Annotated in this window: 9 protein-coding genes and 1 other annotated feature; of the genes, 3 read left to right on the forward strand and 6 right to left on the reverse strand. The window is 40.4% G+C overall.

Annotated features, from left to right (window positions below):
- Positions 1-259, forward strand: a 259-nt coding sequence (locus tag ACJMLT_RS05005) for a tyrosine-type recombinase/integrase (protein WP_405727506.1), incomplete at its 5' end; no start/stop codon positions are given.
- Positions 260-665: 406 nt separating this feature from the next.
- Positions 666-3,572 carry an insulinase family protein gene (locus ACJMLT_RS05010; RefSeq protein ID WP_405727509.1) on the forward strand — a complete coding sequence of 969 codons (2,907 nt, stop codon included), beginning with the start codon at positions 666-668 and terminating at the stop codon, positions 3,570-3,572.
- Between the two features lie 265 nt (positions 3,573-3,837).
- Here ACJMLT_RS05010 and ACJMLT_RS05015 read toward each other — a convergent pair whose 3' ends face one another.
- The 6 genes from ACJMLT_RS05015 to ACJMLT_RS05040 form a co-directional block, all read right to left on the reverse strand.
- Complete coding sequence (locus ACJMLT_RS05015) at positions 3,838-4,980, reverse strand: murein hydrolase activator EnvC family protein (RefSeq protein WP_405727512.1); 1,143 nt, start codon at positions 4,978-4,980, stop codon at positions 3,838-3,840.
- An 81-nt stretch (positions 4,981-5,061) separates the two neighbouring features.
- The gene (locus tag ACJMLT_RS05020) at positions 5,062-5,730 is read right to left on the reverse strand and encodes a 4'-phosphopantetheinyl transferase family protein (protein WP_405727515.1); all 669 of its coding nucleotides are present in this window, start codon (positions 5,728-5,730) and stop codon (positions 5,062-5,064) included.
- Positions 5,731-5,799: 69 nt separating this feature from the next.
- Complete coding sequence (gene leuS, locus ACJMLT_RS05025) at positions 5,800-8,214, reverse strand: leucine--tRNA ligase (RefSeq protein WP_405727518.1); 2,415 nt, start codon at positions 8,212-8,214, stop codon at positions 5,800-5,802.
- Between the two features lie 73 nt (positions 8,215-8,287).
- Positions 8,288-8,509: a binding site (T-box leader), on the reverse strand.
- Between the two features lie 90 nt (positions 8,510-8,599).
- Positions 8,600-10,417 (reverse strand): ABC transporter ATP-binding protein, encoded by a 1,818-nt coding sequence (locus tag ACJMLT_RS05030; protein ID WP_405727521.1) that lies wholly within the window; start codon positions 10,415-10,417, stop codon positions 8,600-8,602.
- The gene (locus ACJMLT_RS05035) at positions 10,414-12,147 is read right to left on the reverse strand and encodes an ABC transporter ATP-binding protein (RefSeq protein WP_405727524.1); all 1,734 of its coding nucleotides are present in this window, start codon (positions 12,145-12,147) and stop codon (positions 10,414-10,416) included. Before ACJMLT_RS05035 ends, ACJMLT_RS05030 begins: the two co-directional genes overlap by 4 nt.
- Positions 12,148-12,273: 126 nt before the next feature.
- Positions 12,274-12,936 carry a PAQR family membrane homeostasis protein TrhA gene (locus ACJMLT_RS05040; protein ID WP_405727527.1) on the reverse strand — a complete coding sequence of 221 codons (663 nt, stop codon included), beginning with the start codon at positions 12,934-12,936 and terminating at the stop codon, positions 12,274-12,276.
- A 176-nt stretch (positions 12,937-13,112) separates the two neighbouring features.
- Here ACJMLT_RS05040 and ACJMLT_RS05045 point away from each other — a divergent pair, with 176 nt between their 5' ends.
- Complete coding sequence (locus ACJMLT_RS05045; protein WP_405727530.1) at positions 13,113-13,694, forward strand: DUF1836 domain-containing protein; 582 nt, start codon at positions 13,113-13,115, stop codon at positions 13,692-13,694.
- Positions 13,695-13,739: the final 45 nt, after the last annotated feature.

Consider the following 13,739-nt stretch of genomic DNA (forward strand, 5'->3'; position numbering starts at 1 on the left):
CTTAACTACTGATAGTGCTAAGTTCTTACACAGAGTAGCAAAAAAGGACTGTAATATTAGTTTTAAGTATCATAATCTGAGACATACTCATGCAAGTTGGCTGGCTGAGCATGGTGTGCCTGCTATTGTTACAAAGAAAAGATTAGGTCATAGTAAAGAGGAAACAACTTTGAGGTATTACAATCATGTAACTCAGGGTATGAGAAATGATTTGCTTGATAAATTAAACAACTCAACTAAGGATAAAGAGAATAATTAAATTAGATCAGCCCCATCATATTTGGTGGGGTTGTTCTAATTTACATTAAAAATCATTTTATTCTTTTTATGACTATGGTAATTTGAGAAGGGATTTCTAAAGGGAAAGTTTTTCCCACAAACTCAATATTTATAAAAATACACTTACTGAAGGGAAATATACGGGAATAAGGATATTATATAAATTAATGTGTTGAAATGAGAATAAATAATCAAAATGGCGAAAGACGAAGCTAGACACGGTAAAGCATTCCTGGGTCTGTACAACAGATACTTCAAATAATCAAGATAACCAAAAGGGCAGGAGATCTCCTGCCCTTTTTTTATTTCTCCGCTAATTTGTGCGCACTTTGTACATTCTATAGAAATATGATATACTTTAGCTATCAACCATAAGGAGGTGCTTTATGACTGAATTAAAATTGAATGAAACATATTTCGGTTTTACATTACAGAAAATTGAAACAATCAGCGATATCCACAGCACTGCGTATCTCTTTTCCCATGGACAGAGCGGCGCGCGCTTATTATATCTGAAAAACAGCGATAACAATAAGGTTTTTAATGTGGCCTTTAAAACCCCGCCTTCTGATGACTGCGGTACGCCTCATATTCTGGAGCATTCAGTTCTTTGCGGCTCCCGCAAATTTGAAGCAAAAGATCCCTTCAATGAACTGGCAAAGGGCTCTCTGAATACCTTTTTGAATGCCATGACATATGCGGATAAAACCATGTATCCCGTTGCCAGCTGCAACGAAAAGGATTTTCATAATCTGATGGACGTTTATCTGGATGCTGTCTTTTTTCCTAAAATTTATGAAAAGAAGGAAATTTTCCAGCAGGAGGGCTGGCGCTACCTGTTAAAGGAAGATCATCTGGATATTACCGGCGTTGTGTATAATGAGATGAAAGGGGCCTTAGCCGATCCCGAAAGCCAGTTGAGCGGTGTGATCTCCCGTGCAATTTTTGGTAAAACGACCTATGGTTTTGAATCCGGCGGTGATCCAAAAGCAATCCCTGACCTGACATACGAAGCCTTTCTGCATTTCCATAGAACGTATTATCATCCTTCTAATGCATATCTCTATTTATATGGTGATTTAGAGCCTATGGCCTGCCTGCAGCACATCCATGAGGATTATCTGTCCCATTTTGCAGCCAGTGATAACTTACCTGCGATCAGAGAGACGGATTTTGCAAAAAAAGGGGCAGTTATTCGGGATACCTATGCCGTTTCCGAAGAAAATGACGAAAGCGGCACCTATCTGGCATACGCTCTGAAAGTAGGGAAGTGTACGGATCCGGAACTTATCATGGCACTCCAGATACTTTCTTATATTCTTTTGGAAAGCAATGCTTCTCCTCTGAAAAATGCCCTCATGGAAGCGGGTATCTGCGAAGAAACGGAAGGCTGGTTTGATTCTTCTACCTACGAAATGGTCTTCAGCATTATCGCGAAAAATGCGGATCCCGAAAAAATAAATGTTTTTAAAGAAATTATCGATCAGGAATGCAAACGTCTCCTTTCCGAAGGACTTCCGAAAGATTTATTGCAAAGTGCTTTGAGAAAATATGATTTTCTGCTCAGAGAAGAAGACTATGGCTCTACCCCCAAAGGGCTGATCTACTGCACAAGGCTGATGAAACGCTGGCTGCACGGGGAAAACCCCTGTGATGGTCTTCGGATGATCGAAACCATTGAAACATTGAAAAAGGGCAGTACAGAAGGGTATTTCGAATCATTGCTGGAATCTGCTTTCTTAAAGAATGAAGATAAATGCTGTGTGGTTTTCAGTCCTGAAAAAGGTAAGAAAACCAAAGAACTGGAGGAATTCCAGAATAAAATGAAAACAGCCTATACAAAAATGACTAATGCAGATTTTACGCAGATTAACATGGAGACTGAAAAACTGGATCTTTTCCAGAAGCATATCGATTCTCCGGAAGTGTTGGCGCAGATTCCCTTATTGGAAATCGATGAAATCGACGAAATGCCCAAGATTACAAAATACAACAACGCAGGCTTTTCCAATGGAAATCCTCTCCTGCATGTACCTATGGAAAGTAACGGTATCGTTTATCTGAAACTGTTTTTTGATACCTCTGCCATTCCACAGGAATTGATTCCTTATAGCGGACTGCTGGCAGAACTTTTGGGGAAACTGGATACGGAAAAATATTCTTACCAGCAATTACCCACCGTGAAAAACCAGATCTTTGGCGGACTTTCTTTCCATAATACGACTTTTAATAAAAATGCGAAAGAATATCATGCCTTTCTTTCTGTAAAAATGAAGTTTCTGAAAGAGAATTTGGAGGATGTATTTGCTGTATTGGAAGAAATCCTGCTTCATACAAATTGGGATATGATTGAAAATATGAAAAAAATCATCAAATCCGCAAGAATAAAAGGAGAGTATGAACTGCAGAATAATGCCCATTATTATGCAGTTTTCCATAGCGGCAGTAATCTTTTCCCTGCCTTACAGATCGAAGAGCAGACCAGTGGTATTCTTTACTATCATTTCCTCTGTGAGATCGATAAACAACTGGAAAAGGATGCTATGCCTGTGATACAGAAACTAAAAGATGTTGCATCGATCATTTTCCGCAAACAGAATATGGAAGCGGCTGTTGGATGCACACAGAAAGATTTCAACAGTATAAAAACAAAACTGGAATCTTTCCACATGCCGGAAAAAGCAATCCCTTCCGTTGACTATGATTTTAAACTGTATCCACAGAAAACCGCATTTACAAATACCAGTGAAATTGTATACAATATTACATCTTTTGATTTTTATCAGCATGATATTCCATATCACGGAAAATATCAGGTTCTGCAGACGATCATCAATCTGGAATATCTTTGGAATAAAATTCGTGTACAAGGTGGTGCCTATGGCTGCGGATGCAAATTCACACAAAGCGGCTTTGCATATTTTTATTCCTACAGAGATCCAAATCTGACGGAAACTTATGAGATCTATCAGACCTTGGTTAATGATATTGCTGATTTCAAGACAGACAAACGAGAAATGACCAAATATATTCTAGGCACGATTAATGAACTGGAACAGCCAAAAACCAACATGGATAAATTGAATGCAGCTATTGGCAAATTCTATAAAGGCATTTCTGATGAATCACTGATCACGCAGCGTCTGGAAATCTTGCGTACAACGGATGCAGATATTCGCCAGTGTCAGAATTTACTGCGTATGGTTAATTGCAAAAATATCTGTACCATCGGGAATGAACAGAAGATCAATGCAAATGAAACGCTATTTGATTCTGTTTCTTCTTACACATAAAAAAACGAAAAGAACCGAAATGATTTCGGTTCTTTTTTATATATGATAAGTGCTATAGCAAAATTTTACAAAAAACAGCTGAATCAGATTTATCTGAATACAGAAAAGGGGATATCTGTATTTATTCGCAAAACGATACTTTTACGAAATTATATACCGGAAACAATTGCTATAGTAATATACCACTTTACATAATATAATTATGGTAACTTTGCAGCAAAAAAGATGATGTCTTTCGACATCACCTCTTTATTTTCAAATTCTTTTATCCAACATAATTATGAGGATTTACCGCACTGCCATTTTTAGAAATTGTAAAGTGACAATGGTTACCTGTGGACCAGCCGGTACTTCCGCATTTCGCAATCGTCTGACCTTTGCTTACTTTCTGACCTTTTTTCGCTACCAGAGAGGAATTATGACCATACAGAGATGTGATCCCACTACCGTGGTCAATAATGATTGTATAACCATAACCATTCATCCAGCCGGAATATGTAACAGTACCCGCTTCTGTTGCGACAATGGCAGAACCATAGCCAGCAGGAATATCCAGACCATTATGAAATTCCTTCTTACCGGAAATAGGACTTGTACGGTAGCCATATTCACTGCTAATTCTGCCACTGGCAGGAACAGGCCATGTAAATTTACCGCTCCCTGTATACACTCTGGCAGGACTGGAGGAAGCATTCATCTGACGCAGGATCGCAGCATCATTTGCTTCATTAGCCTTTACCAGTTTTTCATACTTCGCTAAATCGCTCTCATAAGATTTCATAAGGGCTTTTTTCTGCGCCACAACAGCTTCCATTTCATCCATTTTTTCTTTCTGAATGTCTACCACTGCCTGCTGTTCCGCATGGTTTTCTGCAATTTCGTCTGTTTTTGCCTGAATCGTATTCTGAATTTCCTGCAATTCTTCAAGGATCTCTTTGTCATAAGACATAATATCATTTACGTACTGCATACGAAGGAACAGATCAGAAAAACTTTCAGAATCCAGCAGAATCTCAAAATATCCTGTAGAACCTTTTTGCTGCAGGAATTTCATACGATCACCCAGCAATTCAAACTGTGCATCCCTCTTGGCAGATGCTTCTGCCAGTTCCGCTTCCGCTTCTGCCAGACGGCCTGTCAGGAAGTCCAGATCTGCCTTTGCAGCATCATATTCGTCCTGCATGCTCTGCAAGCCTTTATCCAAAGCAGTCATCTCATCTTCCAGAGACCCCTGTTTGTTTTTCAGTTTTTCAATTTCTTTTTTCGCATTCTGTGTGCTTGCCGCCAGATTTTTTCTCTTTGCCTGCAGTTCTGAATAAGAAGCAGCATCTGCAGTATAAGCAGGAATGACTGCAAATGTCATCACTGCTGCCAGTGTGGCACATAAAATTTTCTTCATATTTTTCATGGTCAAAACCTCTTTATATTTTTAGATTACCTTACTATTATAAGGATTTTTACATCTGTTTTCAATGAAAATTCGAAGATTTTAATACTTTGTTAAGATTTTTGTTGTAACCTCTGTGATTTCATCTATTTGAAATTCTTTTTCACTGCATAGGCTAAATGCATATTCAGGAATATCCCAGTCACCAAAAAACAACCTTTTCCCTTCAAAATTTATCTGTTCTATCATCTGCCCATCTTTCACACAGGAAATTGTATGCAACGGAATCCGCAGCCCTCTGCCATCCCATTTGATCAGGCTTTCTTTTCTTGCCCAGATCTGATAAAATGCCTTTCTTCTCTCTTGCTCGCTCATAGAATTTAAATAAGCAGTTTCCTCCTCCGAAAGGATCTTTTTAGTATGGGTCGGTAACGTCTCTTTGATTTTTTGAATATCTGCACCCAATGGCATATCTCCAAAGACACAAACAGCATATTCTCCTGAATGAGACAAGCTGAAATAGAAATCAGAACATTCCAAATAAGGTTTCCCATGCACCTGATATTTGATATCATCTCGCCGATCACCAAGTCCGCATTTTTCCATAGCAAATACCAGCAAAATTCCTACAGCTAAAGAAAGTCTGGCAGGCATCTGGTTCTTCAATTTCTGTACTTTCTCTCTTCTCTCCGCTGAAACCAAAGACATTGCTTTTGCAAACAGTTCCGGTTCTTCCAGAACTCTGACATGCATATAACAGATTTCCTTCATCCCTGCCCTCCTTTCTTTAGGCACAAAAAGCAGGGTTGCAATCAACCCTGCCCTTTATGCTTTTTTAAATTATTTTACGATCAGGTTCACGATCTTACCAGGTACGTAGATTTCTTTCACTACTGTTTTACCTTCAATCTTAGCAGCCAGAACTTCTTTTGCCTGAGCCAGTACATCTTCTTTTGCTGCGCCATTTGCCACAGCCATTGTACCTCTCAGTTTACCGCCGATCTGCAGAGCGATTTCAACTGTATCCTGAACCAGTTTGCTTTCGTCAGCTTTAGGCCAGCCTGCAGCAAATACAGAGCCTTCGTGACCCAGTTCTTTCCACAGCTCTTCTGCGATATGAGGAGCAAAAGGAGCCAGCATTACAGCCATTGTGTCCAGAGTTGCTTTGGACAGCGTGCCTTCTTTTTTCGCTACATCCAGCAGTTTGTTTGTGGATTCCATCATTGTGGAAACGATTGTATTCATTGCAAGAGATTCGATTCTGCTTGTAACGTCAACGATCATTTTATTTACGATATATTCTTCGTCTTTGGAGGCTGCTTTGTCTGCATCTTTATTTGCATAAACCATTTTCCAAACTCTGTTTAGGAAACGGAATACACCGTCGATACCGCTGTCATCCCAGTCACAATCCAGTTCAGGGGGACCTACGAACAGTTCGTACATTCTCAGAGAGTCACAGCCGTATTTTTCAACCAGTTCATCGGGAGATACAACGTTACCGATAGATTTGGACATTTTACCGCCGTTCTTTGTGATCATACCCTGGTTGAACAGTTTTGTGAAGGGTTCGTCAAAAGGTACTGCGCCGATATCATACAGGAATTTTGTATAGAAACGAGCATACAGCAGGTGCAGTACAGCATGTTCGATACCACCAACATACAGGTCAACAGGTGCCCATTTTTTCAGTGCATCCATGCTAGCCAGTTCGTTGTTGTTGTGGTTATCTACATAACGCAGGAAATACCAGCTGGAACCTGCCCACTGAGGCATTGTGTTTGTTTCACGCTTTGCAGGAGCGCCACATTTAGGACATGTTGTATTTACCCATTCATCGATATGAGCCAGAGGAGATTCCCCTGTATCTGTAGGTTTGTAGGATTCTACTTCGGGCAGCAGTACAGGCAGCTGATCTTCGGGAACAGCTACAGGACCGCAGTGTTCACAATGAACGATGGGAATAGGTTCGCCCCAGTATCTCTGTCTGGAGAATACCCAGTCACGCAGTTTGTAGTTTACTGTCTTTTTGCCCCAGCCTTTTTCTTCCATGATGAAAGGTACTTTCTGTTTTGCTTCTGTAACAGTCATACCATTCCATTCTTCGGAATTGATTACGATACCTTCGCCTGCAAATGCTTCTTCCATAACTTCAGGCAGTTCTGCATCCAGAGGTTTGATAACGGGAATGATAGGCATATCGAATTTCTTTGCGAAAGCAAAGTCACGTTCATCGTGAGCAGGTACACACATAACTGCACCTGTACCATAGTCTGCCAGTACATAGTCTGCAACCCAGATAGGGATTTCTTTACCGTTTACAGGGTTTACACAGTAGGAACCTGTGAATGCACCTGTTTTTTCTTTATCTGTCATACGGTCAACAGAAGATTTTACGGATGCATCGAAACAGTATTTATCTACAGCTTCTTTATATTCATCTTTTACCAGCGGTGCCAGACCAGCATATTCGGGAGCCAGAACCATGAAAGTACAGCCGTACAGTGTATCAGGTCTTGTTGTGTAAACTGTGATTTTTTCATCAGAGCCAACAATTTTAAAGTCAACTTCTGCACCGTAGGATTTACCGATCCAATCAGACTGCATTTTCTTAACTTTTTCAGACCAATCCAGTTTATCCAGGTCATTCAGCAGTCTGTCAGCATATTCTGTGATCTTCAGCATCCACTGACGCAGGTTTCTCTTTGTAACAGTTGCGCCGCAGCGTTCGCATGTACCACCGGCAGCTTCTTCGTTTGCCAGTACACATTTACAGCTGGGGCACCAGTTCAGAGGCATTTCTTTTTCATATGCCAGACCTTTTTCGAACATTTTAACAAAGATCCACTGTGTCCATTTGTAGTAATCAGGATCTGTTGTATCTACTTCTTTATCCCAGTCATACAGAGCAGAAATTTCATGCAGCTGTCTTTTTACATTTGCAATATTTGCTGCTGTGGAAATACGGGGATGTGTATTTGTTTTGATTGCATAGTTTTCTGCGGGCAGACCGAATGCGTCCCAGCCCATGGGATGCAGTACCTGATAACCCTGCAGTACTTTATAACGGCTCACTACGTCAGAAAGAACATAACCTCTCCAGTGACCTACATGCAGGCCAGAACCGGAAGGATAAGGGAACATATCCAGGCAGTAAAATCTGGGTTTCACGTCATCTTCTTTGTTGATGGGATTTTTTTCCCATTCTGCACGCCATTTTTTTTCGATTTCTCTGAAATTATAGCGACTGTCCATACGAAATTCCTCCTTAAAAAACATAATGTTTTTGCTTTTGTAGTAGTAGAAACTAAAAAGTCCCTCCGCCTCTGTTAGAGACGAAGGGAACTCCGTGTTACCACTCTAGTTTGCCCATCTTCAGCGGGCACGCTCAAAACCTGTAACGGGGGTAACCGCTGTAACCTACTCATGTCATACATTTTCGATACAGAACTCCAAGGCCAGTTCTGATTTCCATATCTGCCGATTCACACCCACCATCGGCTCTCTGAAAGAATCCTGAAATCATACTCTTCCTCTTCAATGTCTTTTCACAGATACATTTATATCATATTTACCAAAATAAATCAAGCATTTTTGGCCATTATTTGAATGTATACATTCACATCCATCCCACTTTTTGTTATACTGCTTCATTTTGGTCGAACTGATTTGTATACAGAGTATAATAAAAGCCTTTTTTCTCCATCAACTGCTGGTGATTCCCTTTTTCGATGATTTCACCATGATTGACAACAGCAATCAGGTCTGCATCCTTGATGGTACTCAAACGATGAGCAATAACAAAATTCGTTCTGCCCTTCATCAGATTATGCATCGCCTCCTGGATTTTTACTTCTGTTCTGGTGTCCACACTGCTGGTGGCTTCATCCAGAATCAGAACAGAAGGATTTGCAAGAATAGCTCTCGCAATAGAGATCATCTGTCTCTGTCCCTGACTCAGATTACCGCCGCCGTCAGTCAACATGGTATCATACCCATCCGGCAGTCTGCGGATAAATTCATGGGCATTTGCCAGTTTTGCCGCTGCTTTGATCTCTTCATCCGTGGCGTCCAATCTGCCATAACGGATATTTTCCTTAATAGAATCTGTAAACAGATACGTATCCTGCAGAACAATGCTGAGAGCAGAACGCAGGCTGCTTCTCTTTGTCTGATAAATATCATGGCCGTCAATGGTGATTGTACCACTGTCAATATCGTAAAATCTGGTTAGCAGATTGATGATCGTTGTTTTGCCTGCACCGGTAGGACCAACAAATGCAATGGTCTGTCCGGGTCTTGCATACAGATTTACATTTTTCAGGATAGGATGACCTTTTTCATAGGAGAAATTTACGTCGGTCAATACCACATCTCCTTCAATTTCGCCCATTTCGTATGCATCTTTTGCATCAGGTTCTTCCTCTTCTTCATCCAGAACTTCAAACACACGCTCCGCACCTGCCATAGCAGAAAGGATCATATTCACCTGATTGGCCAGTTCTGTCAATGGTCTTGCAAACTGCTTGGAATAAATGATGAAGTTAGAGATCGTCCCTAATGTCATTACACTGCCTGTGACCATCAGAATACCACCAACTGCCACAACCACTGCATAAGTCATATTATTCAGAGCTGTCATAATGGGGCCAATAGAACCGGAAAAAATTTCTGCGCGGATGCTGACATCCAGCAACTTGCGGTTAAATCCATCAAATCTGTTGATTTCTTCCTCTTCCCGACAAAATACCTTTACAACCTTCTGTCCGGATACGATTTCTTCAATATGACCGTTTAAATCACCCAAACGTTCCTGTTTTTCTTTAAAATACTTTCTGGAATGTTTTGTGACCCACTTTGTCGTTACCATCATAACAGGCACTGTTGCAATCGTTGCAATGGTTAGAGGAATACTCAAATATGTCATCATAAAGAATGTACCAATGATCGTCAGAACACTCTGTAGAATCTGAGAAATACTGTTATTCAGGCACATGGAAACATTATCTACGTCATTTGTTACACGACTCATCAATTCCCCATGGGTCGTTTTATCAAAATAGCGTAAAGGAAGTCTCTGAAATTTATCAAAAATTTCTCTTCTCAACGTAGCAACCGTTTCCTGCCCTACTTTCAGCATCAGATAACTCTGCAGCCATGTTGCCAGAGAAGATACGGCATAAAAGACAAGCAGGGTCATGCAAATCCGAAACAAACCGGAAAAATCAAATACAGAGATATAAGTATCAATCGCCACACCGATCAGCCTTGTTGCAAAAACCGTACCGACAGTTGTGATCAGATTACAGAGTACAGAAATTAAAATCAGATGCCAGTATTTCAGAAGATATCTGCACAGGCGCAGAATTGTCTGCTTTGTTTTTACAGGTTTTCTATGAGGCATCATGGCAGCATGATGTGGACCGCGAGGACCTTTTGGCATTGTTTTATTATTCATTCTGCCATCACCCCTTTCTTCATCTGAGAAGCATAAATTTCCTGATAGTCCTCACTGATTTCCATAAGATATTTATGGTCGCCTTGTGCAACAATTTTACCGCCGCTCAGCACTAAAATTTTATCTGCATGTCGTACAGAACTGATCCTCTGGGCGATAATGAATTTGGTACAGTCGTGATGACTCTCTTTCATTCCCTGTCTGATATTCTTTTCTGTCAAGGAATCCACCGCACTGGTACTATCATCAAAAATAATGATATTGGGATTCTGGATCAACGCTCTGGCAATGGAAATACGCTGTTTCTGGCCACCGGAAACATTGACACCCCTCTGCCCCAGTTCTGTATCATACTGATTGGGCAATTCCATAATAAAATCATGAGCTTGAGCGGCCTTTGCCGCTGCAATGATCTCTTCTTCTGTCGCATCTGGTTTTCCCCATTTGATATTATCTCTGATTGTGCCGGAAAAAAGAATGGTTTCCTGCAGAACTACAGCAACTCTCTGTCGCAGATCCTTGATCTTATAATCTCTGACGTCAATGCCATCGACCAGAATCTGTCCTGCTGTAACATCATACAGACGGGGTAAAAGGTTTACCAGTGTAGACTTACCGGAACCTGTTTCACCGAGGATACCAATGGTTTCTCCAGGTTTCGCTGTAAAAGAAATATTTTCCAGCACGGCATCCCCACTGCCCATTTTATAACGGAAGGCAACATTTTTGTATTCTACTTTGCCTTTCGCTTCTACAGGCAGTTTCGGTTTTTCTGGATCTGTAATATCTACCTTTGTATTCAGAACTTCCATCACACGGTCTGCAGAGATTTTCGCTCTGGAAATAAACATAAAGTTCATTGCCAACATCATGGTTGCCATCATCATCTGCATCAGATAGGTGATGCATGCCATGATTTCTTCAACCTCCATGATTCCTGCATAGGCCTGCATACCGCCAAACCAGAGGATCGCAATGATCGTGCCGTTTACCAGAATCATCATGGTAGGCATCATCAGCATCATGATCTTAAAGGCTCCAACTGTGGTATTCTTATAATCCATGTTGATCTCTGAGAATTTTTCCATCTCATAATCATTTCTGACAAAAGCCTTTACCACACGGATCCCGGCCAGACATTCACGCATGACGGTATTTACTTTGTCCAGTTTTTCCTGTACCATTTTAAATCTTGGCATTGCGGATTTTAAAATCAAAAACACTGCCAAAGCCAGCAGTACAACAACAAGAATAAACATTCCTGCAATTTTTTCGTTGATGCTGAACGCCATAATGATACTACCAATGCAAAGCAGAGGAGAACGAACCATCATTCTCAGACACATCATAATGACCAATTGGATCTGGGTAATATCATTTGTCAGCCTTGTAATCAGGGAAGGCGTAGAAAATGTATCAATATTATGGAAGGAAAACGCCTGAATTTTTTCAAAAGCCGCTTTTCTTAAATCTGTCCCTGTTCTTTGGCTGGTAATTGCTGCACAGATCAGACAACCGACACCGCCAATGATACCAATCACAGAAATAATAAGCATCATAATACCAATTTTTACGATCAAAGCCGTATTTCCGGCACCAACCCCTTTGTCGATCAGGTAGGTCATGATCTTTGGCATGGATAATTCCGCTGCCACCTCCAGCAGCATCATGATTGGGGCTAATATCGCCAGTTTTTTATATGGTTTTATATAACCTAAAACCTCTTTCATTTTGTCACCTCTCAAACCTAAGTATCCCATTAAAAAAAGTCAGGCATCGAAAAAGAGATGCCTAACTATTTAAGTTTAACACAATTCATTCAATTGTCAATGAGATACAGATTAGAATTGCTCTGATTATACTACATATAAAAACATAAATGCGATGTGGAATGCAGAACCGATCATAACAAATACATGGAAAATTTCATGGAAGCCAAAACTCTTCAGAATTGCAAGATTTGGTTTTTTCAACGCATAAATCAATGCACCGACCGTATAGGCAATGCCGCCTCCCAAAAGCATACCGAAACCACCCCAGCCAACTGTTCTCAGCAAGGGAACAAAGGCGGTGATAGACAGCCATCCCATTACTACATAAATCATGGTAGAAAGCCATCTGGGTGCCCCCATCCAGAAGATTTTCATAAATACACCTGCAACAGCGATCGCCCAGATCGCACTCAACAGGATGGTACCCCATCTTCCTGCCAAAGGTACCAGACAGACAGGAGTATATGTGCCTGCAATCAGCACAAAAATCATCATATGATCAACGCGTCGCAATAATGCCGTTTTTTCTGCAGAAAGTTTCATTGTATGATAAATGGTACTGGCACCATACAAAAGAAGTAGAGAAAAACCAAACACAATAAAACTGATCTGCTTCAATTTTGTTTCAGATAATCCCAATAAACAGATGAAAACAGGAATCACTGCCAGAAATCCAATAAAATGAGTCAGCGCACTCATAGGATCTTTTACTTGAAATCTGCTTTTTTTCTCCATCACCATTTCCATAACGCATCTCCTCCACATCATATAGTATTAAATACCACTTATCGCAATATCGATATAATAACATAATATTCCCAAGGTTTCAAGAGAAAAACATGACAATATCTTGATACCTAGTTCAAAATACTATATAATAAAATCCAAGTAGTTTATTTGTATAAAAATCGAGGTGAATCCATATGGATACATTCAATGAGATGGTTGCAAAAATCGCCGCTCAGGTTCGTTTATCCAATATCATTGAGATCGATGATATCCCTAATATCGACCTTTACATGGATCAGGTAACGACATTTATGGATAAATGTCTGGCTCAATATAAGCGTTACGATGATGACAAGGTTCTGACCAAAACAATGATCAACAACTATACCAAGGCAAAGATCTTTCCCGCTCCGGTAAAGAAAAAATACAGCCGTACCCACCTGATGCTGCTGATCATGATCTATCATTTAAAATCTGTTCTTTCCATCAAGGATATCGGTATTTTATTCCAGTCCGCTTTATCTGAACCAAATAAGCTGAAACAGGAGCGGATGATCGAATCCATTTACAGAGGGTTTGTGTCCCTGCAGAAACAAACCATTACCTATCTGGCAGGAGCTGCAGAAGGAAAACCAGATGAGTCCTTCTATGGCAAAGAATCCATTCTGATGTACGATGACGATGAAACAAAACGCATTATGATGACATTGGCACTGGCCATTCGCGCCAATACAGAAAAACAACTTGCCGAAAAAGTACTGGATCTTTATTTATAAGCAATAAAAAAGCAACCAATGGTTTGGTTTTCCATACGGTTGCTT

The sequence above is a fragment of the Anaerotignum sp. genome (assembly GCF_045122575.1).
Taxonomy (GTDB): domain Bacteria; phylum Bacillota; class Clostridia; order Lachnospirales; family Anaerotignaceae; genus Anaerotignum_A.

Excerpts from the sequence above, each read along its gene's own strand:
- ACJMLT_RS05010 (WP_405727509.1), top strand. The coding sequence starts at position 666 with ATGACTGAATTAAAATTGAATGAAACATATTTCGGTTTTACATTACAG.
- ACJMLT_RS05015 (WP_405727512.1), bottom strand. The coding sequence starts at position 4,980 with ATGAAAAATATGAAGAAAATTTTATGTGCCACACTGGCAGCAGTGATG.
- ACJMLT_RS05020 (WP_405727515.1), bottom strand. The coding sequence starts at position 5,730 with ATGAAGGAAATCTGTTATATGCATGTCAGAGTTCTGGAAGAACCGGAA.
- leuS (WP_405727518.1), bottom strand. The coding sequence starts at position 8,214 with ATGGACAGTCGCTATAATTTCAGAGAAATCGAAAAAAAATGGCGTGCA.
- ACJMLT_RS05030 (WP_405727521.1), bottom strand. The coding sequence starts at position 10,417 with ATGAATAATAAAACAATGCCAAAAGGTCCTCGCGGTCCACATCATGCT.
- ACJMLT_RS05035 (WP_405727524.1), bottom strand. The coding sequence starts at position 12,147 with ATGAAAGAGGTTTTAGGTTATATAAAACCATATAAAAAACTGGCGATA.
- ACJMLT_RS05040 (WP_405727527.1), bottom strand. The coding sequence starts at position 12,936 with ATGGAAATGGTGATGGAGAAAAAAAGCAGATTTCAAGTAAAAGATCCT.
- ACJMLT_RS05045 (WP_405727530.1), top strand. The coding sequence starts at position 13,113 with ATGGATACATTCAATGAGATGGTTGCAAAAATCGCCGCTCAGGTTCGT.